Raw genomic sequence first — 24819 nt, 5'->3', positions numbered from 1 at the left:
CGACACGGCACGGGTTGCCCCGGTCCCCCGCGCCGGTTGGCTGGGCGTTAAGGGGGTGGACCCCGCCCCCGCCCGTATCCGGCGGGGGCCGGGTCCACGGCCCCGGCCCCCTCGCCGACCCAGGCGCGCGGCCCGGCCCCGGCCCTGTGCGGCCCCGGGGCCGTGAGCCCCGGCCTCCGTGCCCGTAAGGAGCCTGGGCCCCTTCCCCGACCGGTGCGGCGACCCCGCGTTCCCGGTCCCCTCCGCGACCGGTGCGGCGACCCCGCGATCCGGTCCCCTCCCGGTGGACACCCTGGTCCGCCCCTCTTCCGGCCGGACCTGTGCCCCGCGGACTGTGCCCCCGCGGACACGTTCTCCCGTGAGCTCGTTCCCCGTGGACACGTTGTCCCGTGGGCTCGTTCTCCCGTGGCCACGTTCTCCCCCGGTACGTCGTCCGGGGGCGCGCTCCCCCACGCGCGCTCCGCCTTTCCGGCCTGTCATGCGCCACCACAACGGCCCGGAGCTCTCCCCTTCCGAGCACCGCGCCGCGCACCGCCCCGTCAGAGAACCCTCCCACCGACGTAAGGGTTGCCGCTATGTTCCTCGCCGCCGCCACACCACCGCCGGAGGCACCACCGCACACCGGAGGACTCCTCCTGCTGATCGACGGCACGGCCGGTCTGCTGACCGTCGCCGCGCTCGGGATCGCCCTGCTGCTCCTCCTGATCATCAAGGTCAGGCTCCAGCCGTTCGTCGCGCTGCTCGCGGTCTCCATAGCCGTCGGCCTCGCCGCCGGGCTCTCCGTCACCGAGCTGTTCGGCACCATCCAGCGTTCCTCGGTCGAGTCCGTGATCGAGAACGGCATGGGCGGCATCCTCGGCCATGTCGCGATCATCATCGGTCTGGGCACGATGCTCGGCGCGATCCTGGAGGTCTCCGGGGGCGCCGAGGTGCTCAGCACCCGGCTGCTCAACCTCTTCGGGGAGAAGCGCGCCCCGCTCGCGATGGGTCTGACCGGAGTCATCTTCGGTATCCCGGTCTTCTTCGACGTCGGCATCTTCGTGCTCGCGCCGATCGTCTATGCCGCGGCGAAACGATCCGGCAAGTCGATCATCCTCTACGCGATGCCGCTGCTGGCGGGCCTGTCGATGACCCACGCCTTCCTGCCACCCCACCCCGGACCCGTCGCCGCCGCCGGACTGCTGGACGTCTCGCTCGGCTGGGTGATCCTCATGGGCGTGGTGGTCGGTCTGCCCGCCGTCGCCGCCGCCTGGGTCTTCTCCGACTGGATCGGCAAGCGGGTCTTCGTCGAGGTCCCCCAGGACATGCTGGAGGCGGCCGATGACGCCAAGGCGCAGGTCGCGGCCGAGCGCGCCGCCGAGGGACGCACCGACGCCGAGGCGCCGGTGGCGCTGTCGACCGTGCTGTTCATCATCGGCACCCCGCTGGTGCTGATCCTCGCGGCCACCTTCTCCTCGATCGCGCTCGACCCCTCCACCCTCCGCTCGGTGATCGAGTTCTTCGGCAACCCGTTCGTGGCGCTCACCATCGCGCTGATCCTCGCCTACTACCTGCTGGGCGTACGGCGCGGCTGGTCCCGCAAGTCCCTGGAGCAGGTCTCGACCTCCTCCCTCAAGCCGGTCGGCAACATCCTGCTGGTCGTCGGCGCGGGCGGGGTCTTCGGCGCGGTCCTCAAGGCGAGCGGGGTGGCCCAGGCGCTCTCCGACACCTTCGAGGACGTGGGCCTGCCCGTCATCGTGCTGGCCTATCTGATCTCCGTGGTGCTGCGGGTCGCCCAGGGCTCGGCGACCGTCGCCATCGTCACCACGGCGGGCATCGTCCTTCCCCTGGTGGAGAACGCCGACCACTCCCAGGCGTTCCTGGCGCTGCTGATCATGGCCATCTCGGCGGGCTCCATCTTCGCCTCGCACGTCAACGACGGCGGTTTCTGGATCGTCGCCAAGTACTTCGGGATCTCCGAGCGCGACACCCTCAAGACCTGGACGGTCCTGGAGACCGTCCTGTCGGTCGCGGGCTTCGTGGTCGCGGCGTCCCTGAGTCTGGTCGTCTAGGTCGTTTCCCGCGTACGGAAAGGGGCCGCCCGCAGCCGGGCGGCCCCTCACCGTCGTACCGCTAGCAGTACTGGCCCTCCTTGCCGATGGACCGGTACATGCAGTCCGAGTTCTCCAGCAACTGGAGGACGGCGTCCCGGTTACGGCTGGTCTCGCGGTCGATCACCTCGTCGGGCGGGTAGAAACCGCCTCCCGCGGCGCCCCTCGGATACATCTCGAAGGTGTAGCCGAAGATCTTGTGGCTGCCCCAGAGGAAGTCGTCGATCGACCCGTCCGTGATGTACAGATCGCTGGACTGCTGCGGGGTGTAGCCATTGCTGGCCGCCATCTTCTGGCCCACCGCCGCGAAGGCGTTGCGGTCGTCCTGGGTCATGCCCGGCGCGGTGTCGGCGTAGGTGTATCCGTACGGCCAGAGCACCAGCTCGCTGTACGTGTGGAAGTCGATGCCCGTCCTGATCTGCTGCACCCCGCCCACGACCCGGCTGCGGACGAAGTCGGAGACCACCTTGACCTCGGGGGCGGACTCGGCGGCGCGGCCCCGGTAGGTCTCGGACGAGGGCGTGCCCGAGGAACCGCCGCAGCAGCCCCAGCGGAAGTCCCAGTTGCGGTTCATATCGGTACCGACCGCCGTCGAACCGGTGTTGGGCTGACGGTTCTTGCGCCACATGCGGTAACTGCCGGTGGCGATGTCGTACTCGCCGCCGTCCGGATTGAGATCGGGGATGATCCAGATCTCCCGCCCGTTGACCGCGTTGGTGATCCTCGGATCGGTGCCGTAGTCCTCGGCGAACTCCTTGAGCAGATAGAGCGCCATCTCCACCGTGAGGTGCTCACGCGCGTGCTGGTGGTGGGTGAAGAGGACCTCGGGCTCGCTCTCGTCGGTGGCGACATTGTCACTGATCTTGATGGCGACGATGTCCCGGCCCTGATAGCTCTTGCCGATGACCCGCTTGCTCAGGATGGCCGGATTGGCGGCGATCCGCTGGTCGATCGCCGCCGTCATCTCCGCGTAGTTGTGATAGCGGGAGTCGGCGGGCGGGAAGTCCAACGGCCGTACGGTATGACCGTCGCGCCGGTCGGGCGGCGCGGGCAGCGCGGTGACGGTGTGCCCGAGCGCGCGCACCGCGCGGAGCTGGCTCGGTGTGGCGCTGATGACGGTCGAGTGGCCATGGGCCTCATCGATGGAGACCCCGGCCGCGGCGAGCGCGGTCCTGGCCGCGGGCGTGCCCGCGCCCTTCACCTCGTACTGCCTGATCACCTCCTCCGCGGCGGCGACCGGGACCGCCGCCGGAGCACCCGGCTCCGACGGCGCGGCGTTGGCGGTCAGCGGCGCGGCGAGCGCGAGCGCCATCAATACCCCGAGGGCGGCGGCCTTGCGGGAACGACGTGGCATACGGTCTCCCGGTGAGGGTGGGGGGTGCGCGATGCTGTGCGCCATGCTCCGCCCCCGTCATGTACGCGTCAAGATTTTTTGCGGTTCTTCGCCCCCAGGCTCCGCCCGGGGGGACCCCCACCGGGGCGCTGGAGCGGGTGCCTCAGGCTCGACGTGCTCGATCGCTCGTTCCTCGCGATCTCCGCGCGACTCACCTGAAGCACCCGCGCGCCCCTTTGGCTCAGAACCGACCTCGGGTAGGTCGAGTCCTCACACGGAGCTACTCACCGGCAGAGCCTCTTGGGAGAAGCCGGGGCAGCCTTCTTGCGGGCGCGGCGGTTCCCACCGCTTAGTGGGGCGAGCCCGGGTCCCTGTGGAAGGGGCCCGGGCTCGCCTGGGGGGTGGTGGGGGTGTGGAACGGGTGGAGGGCGGGGCCCTCAGGGGGCTACGGCAGGCCCTTCACGTGGGGGCCGACCGCGTTGGACCACGCGTTGCCCGCGTGTGCGTCCCAGTTGGTGGACCAGGTCATCGCGCCCCGCAGCGTCGGGTAGGTCTTGGCGGGCTTGAAGGTGCCGCAGCTGGTGCCCTTGGTGAGGCAGTCCAGCGCCGCGTTGACCACGGCGGGGCTGACGTAGCCGCTGCCCGCGCCGCGCGGCGAGGCGGGGACGCCGATGCCGACCTGGGACGGGTCGAGCCCGTTCTCCAGCTGGATGCAGGCGAGGGCGGTCAGGAAGTCGACCGTGCCGAGGGAGTAGACCCGGCCGTCACAGCCCAGCATGGAACCGCTGTTGTAGTTCTGCATGTTGACGACGGTCAGGATGTCCTTCAGGTTCAGCGCGAGCTTGAAGTACTCCGTGGAGGTCGACTGCATGTCGATGGTCTGCGGGGCCATGGTGAGGACCATGTTGGGGCCCGCCTTGGCGGAGAGCTGGCGCACCGCCTTGGTGAGGTAGGTGGAGTTGATGCCGTGTTCGAGGTCGATGTCGACCCCGTTGAAGCCGTACTCCTGCATCAGCGCGTGGACGCTGTTGGCGAACGCGGTCGCGGAGGCGTCACTGTTGACGGTGACGTTGCCGATCTCACCGCCGACGGAGATGATCACGGACTTGCCCGCGGCCTTCTTCGCGGCGATGTCCGCCTTGAACTCGGCGACGCCGGAGTAGCCGAGCGCCGGGCTGAGGTTGAAGACCAGCTCGCCGGGGGTGGTGGTGGAGTCGGCGAAGGCGACGGCGATGATGTCGTACGCGTTCTGGACGTCCCGCAGCTTCTGGACGGTGGCGCCGTTGTTGAAGTTCTGCCAGTAGCCGGTGACCGCGTGCTTGGGCACGACCGGGTTGGGGATCACTCCGCCGGGGGCGGTCCGGCCGCTGACGGCGGTGGTCTTGGCCGACTCGCCCTTGCTGTTGGTCGCGGCGACCTGGAACTGGTACGCGGTGTTCGCGGTCAGGTTGCCGGCGGTCGCCGAGGTCCCGGTGACCGACTGGACCTTCACACCGTCCTGGTAGACGTTGTAGCCGGTGGCACCGGCGGCGGGGGACCAGTTGAGCGCGATGGTGGACGAGGTGACCGCGCCGACCGCGAGCCCGGTCGGGGTGGGCGGGATCACCGGCTCGGGGCCGGGTCCGTTGCCGCCGCCGTCGGGGCCGAAGACGCTGACGTCGTCGACGTGGTAGGCGGGGGTGCCGTACCAGCCGTGGGTGTAGATGGTGACCGAGGTGGTGCTCGGGCCGGTACGGAAGCTGGTGTTGAGCTGGGTCCAGGTGGAGGCGCCCGGGGTCCAGGTGGAGACATCCGTGGTGCCGGTGCCGCTGGCGCCGAGGTAGGCGTGGCCGCCCTGGGTCCAGGCGCTCAGCTGGTAGGTGGAGTTGGGCTTGACGGCCACAGTCTGGCTACAGCGCGCGTTGTCGAGCCCGGCCGGGGTCGCCTTGAGCGCGCCCGTGCCGGTGCGCACCGGGGTGGAGACGCCCGCTCCCGTACCACCGGAGCACGTCCAGTCGGCGAGTCCTGACTCAAAACCCGCGTTCTTGGCGTTGTTGACGTCGGCCGCCTGCGCGGTTCCTGACATTCCCACGATGGAGAGTCCTGCGCCGAGGGTGAGGGCCAGGGCGCCGCCGAGCCATCGCCCTGAGCGGGTGGTGCGGTCCACGTGCTGCCTCCAGTGGGGGAGTTGGGGGGAATGGGGGGAGAGACGGTGGCCACCGCTGAGGGACACAGTTGGTCCAGACCAATGGGGTTGTCAAGACCTTTGACAGGGATCGGCCCCCGGGGTCGTCCATCGCTTTTCGGCCATACCGATGAGTAAGCCCCCGGGCCCGCACCGGTTCTGGGTGTAAGGGATCGTCAGCCTTTGCTCTGCTTTGCTCCCGGCTTCCTCTGTGCGGAGCGTGTGCGGGGGACGGCACAGTGTTCTGAAAGGTGTTCTCTGCCCCCAAAGTCGTGGATAAAGTGCTCGTGCAGTAGCAGCGAGCAGGACGTCACTGCGGTCACGGGACCCCCGGCGACCGGAGCCGAACGGGGAACCAGCGTGCCGACCGCCATAGCTGTCACCAGCGCAGACCTGGTGCTACCGCCCATGGACCAGCACACGCCCACGGCGGCCGTGCTGGCACCGCCCGACGCGGTGGCGCTGGACGAGTCGCTCGATGAGATGTCCGGGCTGCTGGACCGCCACGGCTCGGTGATCGTGCTCTGCTCGGCCGCGCTCCCCACGCCCCACGAGTACCGCCTCCACACCCTGCGGGCCGTACTGGAGAGCGACCGGATCGCCGTCATCAAGCTCGATCTGCCCCCGCTGGGCATCGCCGTCCTCGCCCGTCAGCTACGGCAGTTGTCGGTCTGCGACTTCGGCCCCGGTGTCGTCGCCTCCGCCGCCCGGCTCCTGTCCCACTACGTCTTCTGCGGTGCGCTGCTCAACTCCGTGACCCGGCTGGACCGGGTGCCGGTCGATCTCAGGTCCCACGCCCGCTCCTGGGTGCCCGGCTCCCAGTTCGCCGTCCTCGCCACCCCCCGGCCCGAGCTGGTCCGGGCGGGCGCCGGACGGCTGACCGGACCCACCTTCCCCACCCGGCTGATCGTCGCCCGAGGCCCCCACTCCGGCGCCGACCGCTCGGAGTGGATCGAGAACGCCCTGGTCCAGGAGTGGCAGCCGCGCGGCATGGAGGAGGTCACCCTCCCCGGGGACTCCCCCGGCTGGTGGGGCACGGCGAAGATGGTCGAGTTCGCCGCCTTCCTGCCGGACATCCCCGTCCTCTACCAACTGGTCTCCTCCGTCCGAAGGGAGCAGTGCACCTGGTGCGGGATCGAACTCATCGGTGACCGCTGCGGCTTCTGTTCGGCCCCACTGGCCCCCCTCCAGCCGGCGGCCCGCGCATCCGGGGCCCCCGCCCGGCCACCGGGCCGCGCCTCCGGCGCCCCGGCGCCGCTCACCCGGGGCACCCCCGCCCGCTGAGCGCGCGAGCCGCCGTTTCGAACAGCCCCGCCGCCCCGGTCGTCAGCAGGGCGCCCTCTCCCCCCGTCCGCCCGTCCGTCGAAGCCCGGCGCATGTCCCCCGAACGAGGTTGCCCCGCCCATGAATGCACGCCAACGCCGTGGTGTTCTGCTTCTGGCCCTCTCGCTGCTCTGTGCCATCGGCGCCTTCTTCGGCGTGATATCCGTGGTCAACGATGTGAACTCCAAGGTCGGACCCGAGGTGACCGCCTATCGGCTGAAGACCGATGTGGCCCCGTACACCGCACTGCGCGTCCAGCAGTTCGAGAAGGTCTCGATGCCCAGGCGGTGGCTCTCCGAGAGCGCGGTCACCGATCTCTCCGTGGTCCGGGGGAAGATCGCCGTCACCCGGCTGCGCAAGGGATCCCTGCTCCAGGACGACATGATCGTCAAGCGGCCCGAACTGGCCCCCGGGGAGCAGGAGATCGCGATCATGATCGACGCGGCCACCGGAGTGGCCGGAAAGATCACCCCCGGCGATCTGGTGAACATCTTCGCGACCTTCGCCGGACGGACCAACCGCGACCCCGACCAGTCCCGGATCATCGTCCCCAACGCCAAGGTCATCGACGTGGGACGGCTCACCCCGCTGGAGGCCAAGCGGACCAGCCAGGGCTCGGTACGCCGCGAGGCCGTACCGATCACCTTCGCGCTGAACACCACCGACGCGCAGCGGCTGGCCTACGCCGAGTCCTTCGCCGAGAACGTGCGCCTCGCCCTTCTCGCCAAGGGCAGCCCCTCGACCCTGCGCCCCGGCGACTCCACGTACACCCTCGGCGAAGACAAGAACAGGTGAGGACCGTATGACCACACGTATCCTCCCGGCCGTCGGGGAAGCCGACGCGGCCCGGTCCATCACCACCCTGCTCAGCCAGCTCCCCGACGCGGAGCCCGCGGCGCCCGTCGTCGACTCCACCGCCCTGCTGGACCTGCTGGCCCGGCTGGCCGCCGAGTCACTGGACGAGCTGCCGGAAGTCGTCCTCGTCCATGAGCGCATCGGGCCGGTGCCCGCGCTGGAGCTGATCCGCGAGGTCGCGCTGCGCTTCCCCGCCGTCGGTGTCGTCCTGGTCACCGTGGACGCGGGCCCCGGCCTCTACTCCGCGGCCATGGACTCCGGCGCGCGCGGGCTGGTCGCCTTCCCCCTCTCGTACGAGGAACTGGCGCAGCGGGTCCAGTCGGCGGCGGGCTGGTCCACCGGCGTACGGCGCCATCTGGGCCACAGCGGTGACATGCTCACCGGCCCCGGCGGGACCGTCGTCACCGTCAGCGGCGCCAAGGGGGGCGTGGGCACCACCGTCACCGCCGTCCAGCTCGCGCTCGCCGCACAGGCGTCCGGCCGCAGCGTGGCCCTGGTCGACCTCGACCTCCAGGCCGGGGACATCGCCTCCTATCTCGACGTCCAGTTCCGCCGTTCGATCGCCGATCTCGCCGGGATCCAGGACCTCGCCCCCCGGGTGCTCCAGGAGGCCCTCTTCGCCCATGAGTCCGGGGTCGGACTGCTGCTGGCGCCCGCCGACGGGGAGCGCGGCGAGGAGGTCAACGAGCGCTCGGTACGCCAGATCCTCAGCGCCCTGCGCCACCGCCACGAGGTCGTCGTCATCGACTGCGGCACCCAGATGACCGCCGCCAACGCCGCCGCCGTCGAGATGGCCGACACCACGCTGCTGGTCACCACCCCCGACGTGGTCTCGGTCCGGGCCGCCAAGCGGATGGTCCGGCTCTGGGACCGGCTCCAGATCCGCAAGGCGGAGGAGACCGTCACGGTCGTCAACCGGCACACCCGGGCCACCGAGATCCAGCCCCCGCTGGTGGAGAAGATCACCGGGACCCGGGTCGCCCGTACCGCCGTCCCGGCCGCCTTCAAGGAACTCCAGCCCGTCCTCGACGCGGGCCGGATGCAGGACCTGGAGGCCAAGTCCACGGTGAAGCAGGCGCTGTGGGGCCTGGCCGCCGAACTCGGCCTGGTCCACACCGTCGAACCGGAGCCGAAACAGGGCCGGTTCCGGGGCGACCGGGGTTCGATCGGTCTGCGGCGGGCACGGTCGAGATGACACCGGTGAGGGGGCGCGGAACCATGGCGATCCAGCGACACCCGGCCCATCCGATCCACCCGGACGGCCACGCCCGGGGCGCGGCGGCGGCCACGCGGGGCGCGGCGGTCGGGACGCGCGCTACCGCCGTACGGATGCGGGGCGCGGCGGTCCGGACGCTGAGCACCGTCGTACGGATGCGAAGTGCCGCTGTACGGATGCGGAGTACGGCCGTACGGATGCGGTGCGCGGTGCCGCGGGGCGGGGACGCGGTGCCGCGGATCGCCACGGCGGTACGGGGCGGGGGTGCCCGGACGCGCCCGCGCCGACTCCGTACGGCCCTGCCCTGGCGCGACGACCGGGGACAGGCCGCGATCGAGTTCACCGGCACCGTCCCCGTCATCCTCGCCACCCTCGCCCTGCTGTGGCAGACCGCCCTGGTCGGCTACACCTTCGTCCTCGCCGGGAACGCGGCGGACGAGGGCGCCCGCGCCGGAGCCGTCGGCGGACCCGCCGCCTGCCAGGAGGCGGCCGTCGACAAGCTGCCCGGCGCCTGGCGGGACGGCGGGGTGAGCTGCTCCGAGGAGGGCGACCTGGTGCGCGCCGAGGTGAACCTGTCGGTCCCGGTCCTCTTCCCCGGCACGCTCCAGCTCGACCTCAGCATCCCGGGCGAGGCGGCGGCCCCCCGGGAGTACCGCGAGGGGGCCGCCCCATGATCCGGCGTAACGGCATCCGGCGTACGGGCGACCGGTGTGACGGCGCCCGGCGTACGGGTGATCCGTGTGACGGCGCCCGGCGCGCCCACGCCCGGAGTCGGGACGACCGGTGCCACGACGTCCGCCAGGTCGGTATCCGGCGCACCGAGGACCGCCGGATCGGCACCTGGTCCCCGGCCCGGCTTCCGGCCCGGCTCCTCGCGCGCCGCGCCGCCGCCGCGCAAGTCCCGCGCGGCCAGGCCGCCCTGGAGTACGCGGGGGTCATCGCCCTGCTGCTCTTCGTGGGGCTCGCCGCGCTCCAGCTCGGCATCGTCGCCTACACCGCCCAGCAGGCGGGGACGGCGGCGCGCGCCGCCGCCCGTACCGCCGCCATGCCCGACGGCGAGGGCCGGGGCGTCGCGGCGGGGGAGGCGGCGATGAGCGACTGGCTCGTGGACGGCGCCGACATCAGCGCCCCGGACTGCGGCGGCGACCAGATCACGGCGACGGTCACGGTCGAGGTCCCGGCGCTGCTGCCGGTGCTCGACTTCGGAGCGGCGAGCCGGAGCGTCACGATGCCCTGCGACGGGCCATGACCGGGCCGGGGAGGGCGCAACATGCCGGGGCGGCCCCTACCAACGCCAACGCCAACGCCAGGGCCAGGGCCAGGACCAACGCCGGGGTCGGGGTCGCCGGGTGCCCGGGCACGGTCGGGGGCGCGGGTCGCAGGGGCCCCGCCGGGTCCGCCGGGTGCCTTGTGCCTGCCGTGTCCGCCGCGCCCGCCGCCCCCGCTGGTTCCCTCGCGCCCGCCAGGCGCCCCGGGAGCGCACCCCGCCCCGGAAGCACCATCCGCACCAACGCCGCCGCCGTCCGCGCCACCGGCCCGGACCGTCGCGCCCGCGAGAGCTGGGAGAAGAGCACATGAGCCTGCGGGCGCGCGTCAGCAATCCCGAACCCGTCAACGGACACGGTGAGGAGAACCGGCTCGTCGGCATCTACCGGGCCAAGCTCCTGGAGGAGATCGACCTCGCCGAGATGTCCGCCCTGGCCGCCGCCGACCGCCGGGCCCGGCTGGAGCGGGTGCTCGGTCACATCATCAGCCGGGAGGGGCCGGTCCTCTCCACCGTCGAGCGCTCCCGGCTCATCCGCCGGGTGGTCGACGAGGCCCTGGGCCTGGGCATCCTCGAACCCCTCCTTGAGGACGCCTCCATCAGCGAGATCATGGTCAATGGGCCGGAGCAGGTCTTCGTGGAGCGCGGCGGGCGCCTGGAACTGCTGCCGCTGCGGTTCTCCTCCACCGAGCAGCTGATGCAGACCATCGAGCGCATTGTCTCCACCGTCAACCGACGGGTGGACGAGGCCAACCCGATGGTGGACGCCCGGCTCCCCTCCGGGGAGCGAGTGAACGTGATCATCCCGCCGCTCTCCCTCAGCGGCCCCATCCTCACCATCCGGCGCTTCCCCCGTGCCTTCACCCTCCATGAGCTGATCACCGTCGGCTCACTGGACGAGCAGATGACGATGCTGCTGGCCGGGCTGGTGCGGGCCAAGTTCAATGTGATCGTCTCCGGTGCCACCGGTACGGGGAAGACCACGCTGCTCAACTCCCTCTCCGGGCTGATCCCCGAGGGCGAGCGGATCGTCACCATCGAGGACTCCGCCGAGCTGAGGCTCCAGCAGTCCCATGTGATCACCCTGGAGAGCCGCCCGGCCAACGTCGAGGGCAAGGGCCATGTCACCATCCGCGACCTGGTGCGCAACTCCCTGCGTATGCGCCCCGACCGGATCATCGTCGGTGAGGTCCGTGGCGGGGAGACCCTCGACATGCTCCAGGCGATGTCCACCGGCCATGACGGCTCCCTCGCCACCGTCCACGCCAACAGCGCCGAGGACGCCCTGATGCGGCTCCAGACCCTGGCCTCCATGTCCGAGGTGGAGATCCCCTTCGCCGCCATCAAGGACCAGATCAACAGCGCCGTCGATGTGATCGTCCAGCTCACCCGGCACGCCGACGGCTCCCGCCGGGTCACCGAGATCGCCGTCGTCGACTCCTACGGCCGCGAGGAGTACCGCATCGTCTCCGTCTGCCGCTTCCACGCCCAGCCGATGTCCTCCGACGGACGGATCCACGGCCACTTCGCCTACTACCCGGTACCCCGGAGGATCGCCGAACGGCTCTATCTCAAGAGCGAGCCCCTGCCGCTGGTCTTCGGGGTCGCCGAGCACGAGGAACAACTCGTCGTCCGCAAACCCGCCGTCTGACCCGGCTGACCCGACCGGCCCCGCCAGCCCCGCCGATCAGCTGCCCCATCGCCCCGACCGCCCCGCCGGACCTCCGGCCCAGGACCCCCATCGCCCCGACCGCCCCCGCACCGCGCCGACCCACCGACCCCACCCGGCCGCGCCGGACCATCCGCCCCGCCGGCCCCGTATCCGCCGCGAAGGACCCCGTGCCGCCGCGAAGACCACCGCCCTGTGGCCCCACCGCCCCCCGTCGAGACCCACGCAGAAGGTTCCCCGCCCGAGATGGACAACCTCACGCTACTGACCGTCGGCGTCACCCTGCTCGCCTGTGTGCTCGGCGTCGCCGGGGCGCATGTCTACTCCTCGGGGCGCGCCCAGCGCCAGGCCCTCGTCGCCCGGATGTCACAGACCGGGCAGACGCCGCTGCCCACCGGGCGGCGGCAGCGGTTCGCCGGGCTGGACCGCAGACTCCGCGCGACGCGGGCGGGACGGCGGCTGGAGCGGGAGATCACCGCCACCGGGCTGGATCTGACCGCCGGGGAGTACACGGTCTACGTCGCCACCACGCTGCTGGCGCTCTACTTCACCATCGGCGCGGTCTTCGCCCCCTTCTTCGGCCTGCTCGCCGCCGTCGCGGGCCTCTGGGGCGCCCGGTCCTTCCTGCGCTGGCAACGGGCCCGGCGGACGGAGGCCTTCATCAACCAGCTGCCGGAGCTGACCCGGGTGCTCGCCAACGCCACCCAGGCCGGGCTCGCCCTGCGCACCGCGCTCGCCATGGCCGCCGACGAACTGGACGACCCGGCCGGATACGAACTCTCCGTCGTCGCCGACCAGCTCGCCCTCGGCCAGTCCATCGACGACGCCCTCGGGGTCCTCGCCGACCGGCTGCCCTCCCGGGAACTGATCGTCCTCGTCACCACCCTGATCCTCGCCAACCGGGCCGGTGGCCAGGTCGTGACCTCGCTGCGCAACCTCACCCAGACGCTCGAAGAGCGCAAGGAGACGCGGAGGGAGGTGACCACCATGCTCTCTCAGATCAAGGTCACCGCCCTCGCGGTCCCCCTGCTGGGCCTCGGCTTCCTGCTGATGATCAACACCATGACGCCCGGCGCGCTGGACAAGATGACCGGCTCGGTCACCGGCCAGATCGCCACCGTCACCGCCTTCGGGCTCTACGCCCTCGGCGCCGTCCTCATCCGCCGCTTCTCCCGCATCCAGGTCTGAGAGGACGGCCATGGGACTGCTGCTCGCCCTGCTGCTGGCGATCTCCGTGTACGGGATCTTCCACGGCGTACGGATGTACCGCGCCGACGCCCGCCTCCCCGGCGACCTCGCGCTCGCCCTGGAGGTCGGCGCCACCCGCACCACCGCCGTCGGCTCCGGCATCGACCGGATCGGCATACGCTACGCGCCCGCCGTGCTGCGGCTGATGGGGCCCCGGCGGGTCGACTCGCTGCGACGGCGCCTGGACATGGCGGGCAACCCCGGCGGTATGACCGTGGACCGCTATGCCGCCCGCCGTGCCGTCTACGGTTTCCTCGGGGTGCTGGCGGCGCTGTCCATGCTCGCCCGGGGCCAGTTCGCCGTCGCCGCCTTCGCCCTGGTCTTCGGTCTGTTCTGGACCGATGTCATCATCCGCGCCGCCATCCGCCGCCGTCGCGCCGACATCGAGCGCACCCTGCCGGACTTCCTCGATGTGCTCGCCGTCGTCGTCTCCGCGGGCCTCGGCTTCCGGCAGGCCCTCGAACGCGTCGCCGACAAGTACGAGGGCCCCTGGTCCGACGAGCTGAGGATCACCCTGCGCCAGATGGACATGGGAGTCAGCCGCCGCGACGCCTTCGACCAGCTGCGCCGCCGCAATGACTCCGAGCAGGTGTCGATGTTCGTCACCGCGCTCCAGCAGGGCGAGGAACTGGGCGCCCCGATCGTGGAGACCCTGATCCAGATCGCCACCGACATGCGCCGCACCGACGCCCAGAACTCCCGGCGCGACGCGGCCCGCGCCGTGCCCAAGTCCACGCTCGTCGTCACGCTGATCATGCTTCCGGCGACCATGATCCTGATCGTCATGAGCTTCTACTACGGCTCCGGGGTCGACCTCGGCGACGTCCTCGGCGGATGAACCACGACGGCGGAACCAGGCGCACCAGCGGAATCACAGGTACGAGGGAGGCCAGAGAGGCCAGAGGTAAGAGCGGGACCAGCCAGATCAGCCGGAGCGCCCGGCCCCCGGCACCAGCAGCCCACGGGAGGTGACCCATGGCACCGCGCCCCAGCGCCCCGGACGACCCCGCCACCCCCGCCCTGCTCGGCGCGGGCGCCACCGGTGACCCTCCCGACGACCCGGCCGCCCCCTCCCTGCCGATCCAGGTGAACGCCCTCCAGGCGCTCTGCCGCCAGGTCCTCGGCTTCCGGCTGGCGATGACCGTGCTCGCCACGCCCTTCGCGCTGGCGGGAAGCCGCCCCGGCGCCGCGACCTGGCTGGTGGGCTCGGCCGTCCTGGTCACCTTCATGACCTCCTACGCGCTGCTGCGCGACTGGGAGCGGTTCGGGCCGATATTGCTGCGCCACCCCCCGCTGCTCGGCGCCGACATGGCCTTCGGCGCGCTCCTGCTGGTCACCGCGACCCCCGGCTCCACCCTCGCGTATGTCACCATCTGCACCCCACTGCTGGCCGGACTCGTCTACGGCTGGCGGGGCGCGGCCGTCTTCGCGGTGCTCCAGTCGCTGATCGTCGCCGGGGCGCACGCCGTCCACCCGGGCGGCGAGGACGGGTTCGCCGCCCTGCTGCTGCCCGGCATCTGTGTGCTGACCGGCGCCGTCGGCGCCACTCTGCGCCGGTTCGTGCTCGGCTTCGGCGCCGCCAGCCAGGCGCTCACCGAGGCCCGCGCCCGGCTCGCCGTCGCCGGGGCTGTGGAGCGCGAACGCGCCCGGCTCGCCCGGGAGATGCATGACTCCGTCGCCAAGACCCTGCACGGGCTGGCCCTCGCCGCCGACGGCCTCGCCGCCCGCGCCGGACGGGCGGATCCCCGCGCCGTGCGCGACCAGGCCGAACTCGTGGCCCGCGCCGCCCGCAGGGCCGCCGCCGAGTCCCGGGAACTCCTCGCCGACCTGCGCCGCGACTCCGGCCTCGGCGGCAATGGCGCGGAGGGCACAGCAGGCGCGGAGGGCGCGGCAGGCATCGACATGAGCGCCGAGCTGCACGCCCGTACCGCCGACTTCACCCGGCGCAGTGGGATCAGCGCGGTCTTCCGCGAACGCGGCGAGACCCTGCCCGCCGTGCCTCGCGCCGTCGCCCGCCATGCCCTGACGATCGCCGCCGAGGCGATGGAGAACGCCCACCGCCATGCCCGGCCCGCCCGGGTCGAGGTCAGCGCGGGCGTGATCGGCGAGGTCCTGCGGATCAGCGTCCGCGACGACGGCCCCGGCCTTCCTCCGGGCATCTCGCTCGAAGGGCTCCGCCGCAGCGGCCACTTCGGGCTGGTCGGCATGGTGGAGCGGGCGGCGGCCATCGGGGCGCGGATCCGCATAGGACGCGGCGGGGCGGCGACCGGCACCGAGGTCCGCCTCGAACTGCCGGTCGCCGCCCTGCGCCCCGCACCCGAGTTGCCGCACCCCACCTGACCGCCCCCGTAATCCCCGTAACCCGTCTCACTCCTTCCCCACGATGACCGACAGGAGGCCGCGGCCATGCCGGACCAGCGCCCGCCCGCGACGGGAGGCACGCCCCCGCCCGCCTTTCCCGACCACCCCGCGCCCCCACTGCTGCGGTTGGTCGTCGCCGACGACAACCCGGTCGTCCGGGCGGGTCTGACCGCGCTGCTGGAGGGCCGGGCCGGCCTCACGGTCGTCGCGACGGCCGCCGACGGCCGCCAGGCGTACGAGGCGGCCGTGCGCCACCGCCCCGATGTCGTCCTGCTCGATGTCCGCATGCCCGGCGTCGACGGACTGGCGGTCCTGCCACACCTGGTGCGGCTCGCCCCGGTGCTGATGACCACCTACAGCAGGGAGAGCGAGATCGTCCATCGGGCGCTGCGTCTGGGCGCGGGCGGCTATCTCGTCCACGGCGAGTTCACCGCCGACCAACTGGTCGACGCCGTCCACGATGTACGGGCGGGCCGGGCGGCGCTCTCCCACTCCGCCTCCGGCGCGCTGCTGGCGGAGGTCCGGCGGCGGACCAGCGGCGATAATTCGCATTCGGAACCATCTGACAGGGCTCCGGAGCCATCCGCTCCGACTCCCCGAGCTCATGCCATATCCCGTTCCACGGCCCGGTGGAGGCCGGGCGGTGGCAGAGGGGAATCCGTTCTTCGGTCTTCGCTTTCGCAAGCGAATGTGGGACATTCGTCACGGGAGCCCTCCCTCGTGGCGGGGCCACGCGGAGTGATCGCCGAGCTGAGCCAGCGGGAGGGGGAGGTGATGGGGCTGATCGCCTCGGGCCTGACCAACCAGCAGATCGCCGCCTCCTGCTTCATCACCCAGAAGACGGTCAAGAACCACATCAACCGCATCTTCGCCAAGCTGAACGCGGGCAGCAGGGGCGAGGCCATCGCCCTCTGGCACGGCCTCGCCCGAGAGCGGGACCAGCGGCACCACGGCAGCCAGGGCGACCAGGGCACCACAGAGCACGAGGGGGCGGCACGGCCGTGAACCCATCACCACCCACCGCCGGATCCTCCGCTTCCGAGCCCTCCATGCCGCTTTGGGCCCGCCGTTGGGCCCCGAGGCCCATTCCGGACGGCCTTCCCCCGGCGTACATTGCTGACGCCGTCCCCCACACCGGCCAGCGCGTTTCCGGTACGGCGGACGGCGCCATGGACTCGTACGAGCCGACCGGCGGGCGCGCCGTCGGAGCCGGAGGGGAAGACAATGCCGAACGTGACGCTGAAGGCGGCGGCCAGGGCCCGGGTGCATCTGACGACCTGGACGGCGAGCCGGGTGCGGGCCGCCCGCGACTCCCGCGACCGGGGACAGGGCGCCGTCGAGTACGTGGGCGTGATCGTGCTCGTGGCACTGATCATCGCGGCCCTGGTGGGCTCGGGCGTGGCGGACGACATCGCCAACGGGCTGCGCGAACAGGTCAGCAAGATCCTCGGCGGCGGCGAGTAGGACGGATCGGCCGGGCGCTCGCCCACGGCGGGCGCGAGTCAGGGCAGGCGGCCCCCATCTATGTGGCGATGGTGGCCAGCCTCCTCTTCCTCGCGCTCGCCTTCTTCGCGGTCGGACAGGCCGGGGCCACCCGCAACGGCGCCCAGTCCGGTGCCGACGCCGCCGCGCTGGCGGCGGCCCGCGAGTCCCGTGACGCGTTCGGCGACGGCTTCCTCGACCGGCTGACCGACCCGGACTTCGCGGACTTCCTGCGCGAACTCTTCGGCGGCGATCTCGGCGGACTCCTCGGCGAGCTGCTCGGTGACCCCGCCGCTCCCTGTGCGGCGGCCGGGCGTCTCGCGGCGGCCAACGGCGCCGAGATCGGGGACTGTATCGCGCTCGCCGACGGCCGCTGGGGCTATACCGTCGCCGTCACCTCGGGGGAGCCGGTGGGGGACACCATCCTGCCCGGCACCGAGGGGCTGCACGCCAACACCACCGCCACTGCCGTGGTGGAGTCCCGCTGTGACTTCGAGGAGGCCGACGAGCCGCCTCCGTTCCCGGGCGACGGCGGCGAGGGCGACGGCGGCGAGGGCGATGGGGACGGCGGGGAGGACCAGGAGCCGGGCACACCGCCGTCCCCGTCGACCCCGTCGTCACCACCGGTCCTCGGCACACTTCTGTGTGAGGACGGAGAGAGCTTCGAGCTCGACCCCGAGCGGCCGGACGGGCTCCCCGACATGTCCGACCTCTTCACCGTCCGGCTGGACGTGGACTGACCGACCGCGACCCAAGACAAAGGAACAGCACTGATGAGCATTCGGCACGGACTGGAACCCCGTGAAGGCGTGAGAGTCACGAGAGTGGTGGGAGCCGCTCTGGCGGTGGCGGCGCTGTCGCTCTCCCTGACGGCGTGCGGCGGTGGCGGCGACGGCGGGGACGGTGCCAAGAACCCGGACCGGAACAGCACGTCGGCAGGTGCTCCGCGCTCGCCCGAGCAGCCGGCGGCCGAGGGCACGCAGGACGTGTCGGAGACGGGCCGGACTCTGGCCACGGTTAATGGGAGCAACGGGTTCCGGGTCACCTTTCGTGAGGTGGAACGGGACAGCGGAGGCTTTCTGACGCTCTCCGGAGTGATCGAGAACATCAGTGGGAAGCGCCAGTTGCCGCCGGTCCAGTGGAGCGGCCAGGAGACGCAGGTCAAACGGACCGGCCCCTCACTGGGCGGGATCACCCTCGTCGACAAGCCCGGCAAGAAGCGCTACTACGTCCTGCGGGACACGGACGGATATCCGCTCACCACCACCGGGCTGAGTGCCTTCGCCGCCGGGCAGAGCGTGGACTTCTTCGCCCAGTTCCCCGCGCCGCCCGAAGGGACCAGCGCCGTAGACGTGCAGATTCCGCTGATGCCCACCGCGACGATCGAGCTGTCCTGATGGGGGGCGCGACCGAGGGGCGCCGGGTGCGCGACCGCCGTCCGATGGCGGTCTCCGTCGCCGTCGTCCTGCTGGTGACCGGGCTCCAGCTGGGGGGCGCCACGACCGTGGCCGCCGACAACCCCAGCGTCCCGCCGGGGACCGAGCCCAGCACCACGCCGGCGCGGATCGACGCCACCAGCCCCGGGCTCCAGATGCGCGACGGCGCCACGCTGGCCGCGGCGCGGGTGCTGGACATCGTCTCCATCGTGGAGACCGAGGGCGGTGAGGAGCGACGCGAGGAGACCCGTACCTCGCTGAAGTTCGCGCTCCAGGCCGAGGTGCTCTTCGGCAAGGACAGCGCGCGGCTCACCGCCCAGGCCAACAGCCGTATCTCCGCCATCGCGGCCGAGATCCGCGAGCACCGGGCGCAGCGGATCCGGGTCTTCGGCTTCACCGATGACCTGGGTACGTACCAGCACGGCATGGTGCTCTCCCGCAACCGTGCCGACGCCGTCCACGGCGTCCTCAGCGACCAGTTGAACGACCCCGGGATCACCTACGAGGTCCGGGGCTACAGCGAGGACTATCCGATCGCCGACAACTCCAGTGAGGAGGGCCGCCGCAAGAACCGCCGGGTGGAGGTCTCCTTCCCGACGGGCGGCGGTTCCTGACTGACCCATGGTCAATCCTCTGTGACCTCGGATATACAGAGCGCGGTCGGCTCCGCAGTACGCTGCGGGCCGACTGATCGGTCACGGGGCTGAGGAGCGCGCGGATGAGGCGGGGCGGGGCGTCGGTGAGGGCCCTTGGGCGGAGCCCGTGGCGAAGGCGGCTGATCGGCTTACTCGTCCCGGCCCTGCTCGCCGCGCCGTCACCCGACGGCGCCTCGGAGGGGACCGGGTACGAGCGGTCCCGGGCCGCCGCGCAGGCGGGGCGCGCCACCGCGCCGGACCCCGCCCCGGGGCGAGCCGGGCCACCCGGGCGCGTCCCCGTCGCTCCACCGCCGCTCGCCGGGGCAAGCGAGCCCGTCCAGCCGTCAGGGCGGGGAAACGGCCGCGTTCAGCCGTCGGCGTGGGGAGATGACCCCGTTCAGCGGCCCGCCCGGGCGGCCGGGCCCCTCCGCTTCCCCGCCCGGAGCGACGAGCCCGCTCGGTCCTCCGGCTCCCGGGCCGGATCCCTCGCCCGTGCTGTCTCCTCGGCCGGATCCCTCGCTCGTGCTGTCTCCTCGGCCGGATCCCTTGTCCATGGTGTTTCCCCGGCCGGGTCCCTCGCACAGGCCACCGCCCCCGCCCGGTCCCTCGTCCGTGCCGCCGCCCCCGCCTGGCCCCTCGGCTATGAGACCGCGCCGGACGCCCGTCCGGTGAACGGTGCCACCGCTCCCGGGCAGGACGAGCCCCTGCTGACCCCCGGCACCTACAGCGATGTCATCTCCTCCGGTGAGCGCCGCTCCTACCGGGTACGGCTCGACGCGACCTCCAACGCCTATGTCTCCGCCGTGCTGGTGCCCCCGCCCGGGGCCGCCACCGCGCCCGGGGACGGTGTCCGGGTCGCCCTGCGCGACAGCGGCGGGTTCACCTGTTCCTCCCGTAACTCCATCACGCTCGGATCCGGCGCCCCGGGGCCCGTCGCCGACTACTCCACCCGCCGTATCGAGCGCGGGCGGCAGTGCCAGCGGGCGGGGGAGTACCAGTACACCGTCGAATGGCTCGGCTCCACCCGGCGGACGACCGCCATCGACTGGCGGGTGGAGCTGCGGTACATGGTCGAGCCCGGACTGCGCGGTGACGCGCCCGTGCCGTCGGCGACGCCGTCGCTGCCCGAACACGATCCCGAGCATCTGCGGGGCACACCGAAGGCGACCCGGGGCGGAACCGGTTTCAATGACGCGCCGGCCCTCGGCCGGGGGCTGTGGCGGGACGCGCTGGCGCCGGGTGAGACCCGCTTCTACCGGGTGCCGCTGGAGTGGGGGCAGCAGCTCTTCCTCGACGCGGAGTCCGGGGCGGCGAGGGTGCCCGACGGGACCCGGCTGACGCTCTTCAACACCGCCCGGGGCTTTGTCGAGGACGTCCGGGCCGACGGTACGGACCGCTCCGCCGGGCTCCGGCTGGGCACCGTGCCCACCGCCTTCGCCAACCGGAGCCTGCAACAGGACGACCACACCGCGATGCGGTTCTCCGGCTGGTACTACGTGCGGCTCTCCCTCGGCCCGGAGGCCGGGCGGCCGTTGCCGGTCACCCTGCGGGTGGATATCGAGGGAAAGCCGGTCAAGGGTCCCGCGTACGACGGTGACCCGGTCGCGGCCGGGTTCGGGCTCAGTGACGAGGAGCGCCTCGCGGTGCCGAGGGGCGGCGGCGAGGGTGTGGGCGGGTCCGGCGGCCGGGGCACGCTGCTGACCGTCGTCGGCTACTCCGGTGTCGGTCTGGGCACCGTCCTCACTCTCGGGCTCGCCGTATGGACCCTGTCCAGCCGTCGCCGGACCGGGCGCCACGCGTCGTAGGCGGCGCCGCCCCGCGAGGAGCGGGCGCCGCACGGAGACCGCCCCGCCGTCCGTCCGCCGGCTGGCCTCGATCACGGTTCGCTGTCCACGGATTGGCCTTGACCCGCGGTCCGCCGGTTGGCTTTGACCCACGGTTCGCTGTCCACGGGCTGGCCTCGACCCGCCGTCCGCCGTCCGCCGTCCACCATCCGCTGGCCGCGTCCGGTCAGGCCGTTCGCCCGTCGGCCCTGACCCACGGTCCACCCGTCCAGCCGTCCAGCCGTCCAGTCGTCCAGCCGTCCACGTGTCTGCCCGTCACCCCGTCCGCCCAGGACCCGGCCCCGCGGACCGCCTGCTACGCCTCCGGTGTGACCCGCAGCGCGGTGCCCGGCCGCACGCCCCAGCGGGCCATGGCGCCCGCCGCCGACTCCAGGACGTGCCGCGCGCGGAGCCGTGGCGCGCCCAGCCGTCCGGGCACCATGGTCCGTACCGTCAGAACGCGCAGCTCACGGTCGAGATGGGCCACGTCGATGGCGAACCGCATCCCGAAGGTGTGCACGCTGCCGCACGGGGTGAGCAGCAGCGCCCCCTCGATCCCGTCCCGGCCCAGCAGCCCGCGCCGCCGACTGCCGTAACTGGCCGCTATCCACAGCGGTACGGGCTCCTCGCGCCCCGGCACCCACAGGGTGGCCCCACCGTCGTGCCAGCGCCGTCGCGTTCGCCTCATGGCGGCACCGTAGCGTGGGTCCCTGGGCCCACGACCGGGCGCGGGACCAGCGCCTACCCTCGACGCCGTGTACGCCGATGTCTCGCTGATCGCCGCCGCCCTCTGCTGGGGGGCCGCCGTGGGCTCGCTGGCGCCCCGGGCCGTCTACCGGCTCTCCGTCGAACCGGACGAGGCGTGGCGTGACCGGTGTCCCGCCGGTCACCCCTTCACCGGGCCCGCGCGCGGCTGGCTGGGGCTCACCCGTTGTGCGCCGTGCGCCCCGCCCAGGGCGCCGGTCCGGGCGCAGGCCGGTCCCCCCGCCGTCACCGCCGTGGCCTGCGGGGTGCTCGCCGCGGCCACCGGGGTCCGCCCCGAACTGGCGGTGTGGCTGCTGCTCGCCCCCGCCGCCCTGCTGCTGGCCCTGGTCGACATCCGGGTGCGCCGCCTCCCGGACCAGCTCACCCTCCCGCTCGCCGCGCTCACCGTCGCGCTGCTCGGCGGCGCGTGGGCGCTGCCGGGCAGCGCGGGGTCGTGGCCCACCGCGCTGCTCGGGGGCGCGGCGCTGGGCGCGGGGTATCTGGCGCTCTTCCTGATCCATCCGAACGGGCTGGGCTTCGGTGATGTGAAACTCGCTCTTCCGCTGGGGACGGTCCTCGGCTGGTACGGGTGGGGGGTGCTCCTCACCGGTGCCTTCGCCGGGTTCCTGCTCGGTTCGCTGTACGGGGTGGGGCTGATGCTCGCCCGCCGCGCGGACCGCAAGACCGCGATCCCCTTCGGTCCGTTCATGATCGCGGGCGCCTGGGCCGGTGTCGTGCTGGGTGCCGCCTCCTCCTGACGGCCGGAGGCTCCCCCAGGACATCCCGTGACATCCCAGGGCGTCCCAGGACGTCCGAGGACGCTCGCGGACGCCCTGACCGCCCGGCGCGGGATCCGGTGGCGGAACACGCGCCCGCTCGAACGGACGGAACGCACAGGAGAGGACTCCACCCTCTAGCATCCGGATGTATGCGGACATTTTCTGACAAAATTACGGCGCCGGGGGAGCCCGGAACCGCCCCGTCAACGGAACCCGGACCGCCTCCACCCACCCCCCGCCACGCCGCCGCACTGCTCCCCTGGGGCTGGGCGGCGGTGCTCTTCGCGCTCTACGCCACCGTCGCCGTCCGCCGCCATCTGCTCCTCCGTACCACCGGCTACGACCTGGGCATCTTCGAACAGGCCATCCGCGCCTACGCCGAACTGCGCGCTCCTGTCGTCCCCTTGCGCGGGGAGGGCTTCAACCTCCTCGGCGACCACTTCCACCCCGCCCTCGCCGCCCTCGCGCCCCTCTACCGGCTCTGGCCCTCCCCGCTCTGCCTGCTGCTCGCACAGTCCGCGCTGCTCGCCCTCGCGGTCGTCCCCCTCGCCCGCTGGGCCGCGCGCTCACTGGGCCGGGCCGCCGCCCACGCCATCGCCCTCGCCTACGGGCTGAGCTGGGGTATCGCCTCCGCCGCCGCCTTCGACTTCCATGAGGTCGCGCTCGCCGTCCCCCTCCTCTCGTACGCCGCCGTGGCGTTCGGAGAGCGCCGCTGGGGGGCCGCCGTCGCCTGGGCCGCCCCCCTCGTCCTGATCAAGGAGGATCTCGGGCTCACCCTCGCCGCCCTCGGGCTGCTCATCGCCTGGAAGGGGCCACGGAGACTGGGGCTGATCACCGCGGCCTGCGGGCTGCTCGCCTCGGCCGTCGAGATCCGGCTGCTGCTGCCCGCCTTCAACCCGGCCGGGGGGTACGCCCATGGCGACAACCTCGGCGAGGCCGCCCACACCTCGCTGCTCACCACCCTCGCCTTCGCCCCCCTGGACGCCCTGCGGCCCGATGTGAAGGCGCTGACCCTGGTGCTGGTCTTCGCCCCCGCCGCGCTGCTCGCCGTCCGCTCACCGCTGGCGCTGCTCGCCGTGCCCACCCTCGCCTGGCGGATGCTCTCCCAGAACGCCTTCCACTGGGGCACCTCCTTCCACTACAGCGCCGTCCTGATGCCCATCGTCATCGCCGGACTCATCGACGTCCTCACCCGCTGGCGCGGCACGGACCCCGCGCCGGACCCGTCCGTGGTGCGCCAGGTCCGCGCCTCGCTGGCCACCGCGCTCGCCGTCACCGTCGTCCTGCTGCCCTCCTTCCCGCTGGCGCAGCTCGCCCAGCGCGCCACCTGGCGCACCACCCCGCATGTCACCGCCGCCCACGCCCTGCTCGACCGGATCCCCGACGGCGCCACCGTCGCCGCCTCCAACCGCCTCGCCCCCCAGCTCACCGCCCGCTGCGAGGTGGTCCTCTTCCCCACCTTCCCGGTCGAGTCACGGCTGTACGAGTACGACAAGGACCAGCTGCCCCGTCCCACGGCCGAGTGGATCGTCCACGACCGCCACGCCCCCGGCGCCTGGCCCTACCGCACCGGCCACTGGCCCTACCCGCCCGAGCGCCAGCGGACCGAACTGGAGACGGCCATCCGCTCCTACGGCTATGAACGGGTCGCCGAACGGGATGGGATCACCCTCCTGCGCCGGACCGACTGACATCCCTCCTCCGTACCGCCCTCGGATGATGTACCGCCCGAAAGGCGAGTGGCAGGAGGGGCGGCATGAGCATGTGAGGCCGGAGTACACGTGTGGGCTCGACGCGGCGGTCGATGTCGTCGACGGAAAGTGGAAGCCGCTGATCCGCTGGGCCCTGACTGAGTACGGCACCCTCCGCTTCGGGCAGCTGAGACGCCGGGTCCCCGGAGTCAGCGAGAAGGTACTGATCCAGCAGGTGCGCGAGCTGGAAGCCGATGGGATCGTCCACCGCGAGGTACCACCACGGGTGGAGTACTCCCTCACCCCCGGGGAGACGCCCTCAACACGGCCCTGATCCCCCTCGGCCGCTGGGGCACCGAGCACATGGACGAGATCGCCGACCGCAAGGCCCGCCACCACGCCACCTGACCACGACGTCAACCCCCCACCCCGACCCGCCGTAGCCCATCCGAAGGACCCCCCACCCACCATCCCCCGACCCGCCCCCCACATGGCACGCAGCACCATCTGCGACGCGTTATGGTGGAAACCCCCCCTCGGGCCGGTCCGTATCCCCCCCACGGACCGGCCCGTATTTTTCTGTATTTTTTGCGGTTGCTCGCCTCCGGGGCGCTTTAGTCGATGTCTCAGCGCCGACGTGCTCGATCGCTCGTTCCTCGCGATCTCCGCGCGACGTCACTGAGACATAGACCCGCCCCATTGGCGC

Annotated in this window: 21 protein-coding genes and 1 pseudogene; 19 read left to right on the top strand and 3 right to left on the bottom strand. The window is 72.4% G+C overall.

Going from position 1 to position 24819, the window contains the following annotated elements; genetic code table 11:
- Positions 1 to 575 precede the first annotated feature (575 nt).
- Complete coding sequence (locus ACFVIM_RS15970) at positions 576 to 2051, top strand: GntP family permease (RefSeq protein ID WP_384301475.1); 1476 nt, start codon at positions 576 to 578, stop codon at positions 2049 to 2051.
- A 61-nt stretch (positions 2052 to 2112) separates the two neighbouring features.
- Here ACFVIM_RS15970 and ACFVIM_RS15965 read toward each other — a convergent pair whose 3' ends face one another.
- On the bottom strand, positions 2113 to 3444 hold the full coding sequence (locus tag ACFVIM_RS15965) for a M14 family metallopeptidase (protein WP_384301473.1): 1332 nt from the start codon (positions 3442 to 3444) through the stop codon (positions 2113 to 2115).
- Between the two features lie 424 nt (positions 3445 to 3868).
- Positions 3869 to 5569, bottom strand: coding sequence for a chitinase (locus tag ACFVIM_RS15960; protein ID WP_384301471.1), 1701 nt, complete (start codon positions 5567 to 5569; stop codon positions 3869 to 3871).
- 426 nt (positions 5570 to 5995) lie between these two features.
- Here ACFVIM_RS15960 and ACFVIM_RS15955 point away from each other — a divergent pair, with 426 nt between their 5' ends.
- The 15 genes from ACFVIM_RS15955 to ACFVIM_RS15885 all read left to right on the top strand — a co-directional run bounded on the left by ACFVIM_RS15955 (position 5996) and on the right by ACFVIM_RS15885 (position 20881).
- Positions 5996 to 6871, top strand: a complete 876-nt coding sequence (locus tag ACFVIM_RS15955; RefSeq protein WP_384301469.1) for a hypothetical protein — start codon at positions 5996 to 5998, stop codon at positions 6869 to 6871.
- 120 nt (positions 6872 to 6991) lie between these two features.
- Positions 6992 to 7705: a Flp pilus assembly protein CpaB gene (cpaB, locus tag ACFVIM_RS15950; RefSeq protein ID WP_384301467.1), complete on the top strand. Its 714-nt coding sequence runs from the start codon at positions 6992 to 6994 to the stop codon at positions 7703 to 7705.
- Between the two features lie 7 nt (positions 7706 to 7712).
- On the top strand, positions 7713 to 8960 hold the full coding sequence (locus tag ACFVIM_RS15945) for a CpaE family protein (protein WP_384301465.1): 1248 nt from the start codon (positions 7713 to 7715) through the stop codon (positions 8958 to 8960).
- 23 nt (positions 8961 to 8983) lie between these two features.
- Positions 8984 to 9655 carry a TadE/TadG family type IV pilus assembly protein gene (locus ACFVIM_RS15940; RefSeq protein WP_384301463.1) on the top strand — a complete coding sequence of 224 codons (672 nt, stop codon included), beginning with the start codon at positions 8984 to 8986 and terminating at the stop codon, positions 9653 to 9655.
- Positions 9652 to 10230, top strand: a complete 579-nt coding sequence (locus tag ACFVIM_RS15935; protein WP_384301461.1) for a TadE/TadG family type IV pilus assembly protein — start codon at positions 9652 to 9654, stop codon at positions 10228 to 10230. The genes ACFVIM_RS15940 and ACFVIM_RS15935 overlap by 4 nt, the downstream gene beginning before the upstream one ends.
- A gap of 325 nt (positions 10231 to 10555) precedes the next feature.
- Positions 10556 to 11896 (top strand): CpaF family protein, encoded by a 1341-nt coding sequence (locus ACFVIM_RS15930; RefSeq protein ID WP_384301459.1) that lies wholly within the window; start codon positions 10556 to 10558, stop codon positions 11894 to 11896.
- Between the two features lie 264 nt (positions 11897 to 12160).
- Positions 12161 to 13102, top strand: coding sequence for a type II secretion system F family protein (locus tag ACFVIM_RS15925; RefSeq protein WP_384301457.1), 942 nt, complete (start codon positions 12161 to 12163; stop codon positions 13100 to 13102).
- Between the two features lie 10 nt (positions 13103 to 13112).
- Positions 13113 to 14000 (top strand): DUF5936 domain-containing protein, encoded by an 888-nt coding sequence (locus tag ACFVIM_RS15920; protein ID WP_384301455.1) that lies wholly within the window; start codon positions 13113 to 13115, stop codon positions 13998 to 14000.
- 137 nt (positions 14001 to 14137) lie between these two features.
- Complete coding sequence (locus tag ACFVIM_RS15915) at positions 14138 to 15502, top strand: histidine kinase (RefSeq protein ID WP_384301453.1); 1365 nt, start codon at positions 14138 to 14140, stop codon at positions 15500 to 15502.
- Positions 15503 to 15568: 66 nt separating this feature from the next.
- The gene (locus ACFVIM_RS15910) at positions 15569 to 16528 is read left to right on the top strand and encodes a response regulator (RefSeq protein WP_384301451.1); all 960 of its coding nucleotides are present in this window, start codon (positions 15569 to 15571) and stop codon (positions 16526 to 16528) included.
- 219 nt (positions 16529 to 16747) lie between these two features.
- The gene (locus ACFVIM_RS15905; RefSeq protein WP_384301479.1) at positions 16748 to 16987 is read left to right on the top strand and encodes a hypothetical protein; all 240 of its coding nucleotides are present in this window, start codon (positions 16748 to 16750) and stop codon (positions 16985 to 16987) included.
- 5 nt (positions 16988 to 16992) lie between these two features.
- Positions 16993 to 17745: a pilus assembly protein TadG-related protein gene (locus tag ACFVIM_RS15900; protein WP_384301477.1), complete on the top strand. Its 753-nt coding sequence runs from the start codon at positions 16993 to 16995 to the stop codon at positions 17743 to 17745.
- 69 nt (positions 17746 to 17814) lie between these two features.
- Positions 17815 to 18402, top strand: coding sequence for a hypothetical protein (locus ACFVIM_RS15895; protein WP_384301449.1), 588 nt, complete (start codon positions 17815 to 17817; stop codon positions 18400 to 18402).
- Positions 18402 to 19055, top strand: a complete 654-nt coding sequence (locus ACFVIM_RS15890) for an OmpA family protein (RefSeq protein WP_384301447.1) — start codon at positions 18402 to 18404, stop codon at positions 19053 to 19055. Before ACFVIM_RS15895 ends, ACFVIM_RS15890 begins: the two co-directional genes overlap by 1 nt.
- 689 nt (positions 19056 to 19744) lie before the next feature.
- Entirely contained in the window at positions 19745 to 20881 is a 1137-nt protein-coding gene (locus ACFVIM_RS15885) for a hypothetical protein (RefSeq protein WP_384301446.1), read from the top strand.
- 334 nt (positions 20882 to 21215) lie between these two features.
- Here the strand turns inward: ACFVIM_RS15885 and ACFVIM_RS15880 are convergent, their stop codons facing one another.
- The gene (locus ACFVIM_RS15880; protein ID WP_384301445.1) at positions 21216 to 21587 is read right to left on the bottom strand and encodes a DUF192 domain-containing protein; all 372 of its coding nucleotides are present in this window, start codon (positions 21585 to 21587) and stop codon (positions 21216 to 21218) included.
- A 67-nt stretch (positions 21588 to 21654) separates the two neighbouring features.
- On the opposite strand from ACFVIM_RS15880, the gene ACFVIM_RS15875 reads away from it, so the two are divergent.
- The 3 genes and pseudogenes from ACFVIM_RS15875 (at position 21655) to ACFVIM_RS15865 (ending at position 24521) form a co-directional block, all read left to right on the top strand.
- Positions 21655 to 22401, top strand: coding sequence for a prepilin peptidase (locus tag ACFVIM_RS15875; protein WP_384301443.1), 747 nt, complete (start codon positions 21655 to 21657; stop codon positions 22399 to 22401).
- Between the two features lie 170 nt (positions 22402 to 22571).
- On the top strand, positions 22572 to 24113 hold the full coding sequence (locus ACFVIM_RS15870; protein WP_384301442.1) for a DUF2079 domain-containing protein: 1542 nt from the start codon (positions 22572 to 22574) through the stop codon (positions 24111 to 24113).
- 28 nt (positions 24114 to 24141) lie between these two features.
- Positions 24142 to 24521, top strand: a pseudogene (locus ACFVIM_RS15865) (winged helix-turn-helix transcriptional regulator).
- Positions 24522 to 24819: the final 298 nt, after the last annotated feature.

The sequence above is a fragment of the Streptomyces sp. NPDC057638 genome (genome assembly GCF_042800315.1).
Lineage (GTDB): Bacteria > Actinomycetota > Actinomycetes > Streptomycetales > Streptomycetaceae > Streptomyces.
This window is presented reverse-complemented; position numbering and strand designations above follow the sequence as displayed.

What these genes read in the sequence shown, in the direction of transcription:
- ACFVIM_RS15915 (WP_384301453.1), top strand. Translation starts at nt 14,138, where the DNA reads ATGGCACCGCGCCCCAGCGCCCCGGACGACCCCGCCACCCCCGCCCTG.
- ACFVIM_RS15935 (WP_384301461.1), top strand. Translation starts at nt 9,652, where the DNA reads ATGATCCGGCGTAACGGCATCCGGCGTACGGGCGACCGGTGTGACGGC.
- ACFVIM_RS15945 (WP_384301465.1), top strand. Translation starts at nt 7,713, where the DNA reads ATGACCACACGTATCCTCCCGGCCGTCGGGGAAGCCGACGCGGCCCGG.
- ACFVIM_RS15970 (WP_384301475.1), top strand. Translation starts at nt 576, where the DNA reads ATGTTCCTCGCCGCCGCCACACCACCGCCGGAGGCACCACCGCACACC.
- ACFVIM_RS15870 (WP_384301442.1), top strand. Translation starts at nt 22,572, where the DNA reads ATGCGGACATTTTCTGACAAAATTACGGCGCCGGGGGAGCCCGGAACC.
- ACFVIM_RS15920 (WP_384301455.1), top strand. Translation starts at nt 13,113, where the DNA reads ATGGGACTGCTGCTCGCCCTGCTGCTGGCGATCTCCGTGTACGGGATC.
- ACFVIM_RS15965 (WP_384301473.1), bottom strand. Translation starts at nt 3,444, where the DNA reads ATGCCACGTCGTTCCCGCAAGGCCGCCGCCCTCGGGGTATTGATGGCG.
- ACFVIM_RS15940 (WP_384301463.1), top strand. Translation starts at nt 8,984, where the DNA reads ATGGCGATCCAGCGACACCCGGCCCATCCGATCCACCCGGACGGCCAC.
- ACFVIM_RS15890 (WP_384301447.1), top strand. Translation starts at nt 18,402, where the DNA reads ATGGGGGGCGCGACCGAGGGGCGCCGGGTGCGCGACCGCCGTCCGATG.
- ACFVIM_RS15925 (WP_384301457.1), top strand. Translation starts at nt 12,161, where the DNA reads ATGGACAACCTCACGCTACTGACCGTCGGCGTCACCCTGCTCGCCTGT.
- cpaB (WP_384301467.1), top strand. Translation starts at nt 6,992, where the DNA reads ATGAATGCACGCCAACGCCGTGGTGTTCTGCTTCTGGCCCTCTCGCTG.
- ACFVIM_RS15930 (WP_384301459.1), top strand. Translation starts at nt 10,556, where the DNA reads ATGAGCCTGCGGGCGCGCGTCAGCAATCCCGAACCCGTCAACGGACAC.
- ACFVIM_RS15955 (WP_384301469.1), top strand. Translation starts at nt 5,996, where the DNA reads ATGGACCAGCACACGCCCACGGCGGCCGTGCTGGCACCGCCCGACGCG.
- ACFVIM_RS15905 (WP_384301479.1), top strand. Translation starts at nt 16,748, where the DNA reads ATGCCGAACGTGACGCTGAAGGCGGCGGCCAGGGCCCGGGTGCATCTG.
- ACFVIM_RS15910 (WP_384301451.1), top strand. Translation starts at nt 15,569, where the DNA reads ATGCCGGACCAGCGCCCGCCCGCGACGGGAGGCACGCCCCCGCCCGCC.
- ACFVIM_RS15880 (WP_384301445.1), bottom strand. Translation starts at nt 21,587, where the DNA reads ATGAGGCGAACGCGACGGCGCTGGCACGACGGTGGGGCCACCCTGTGG.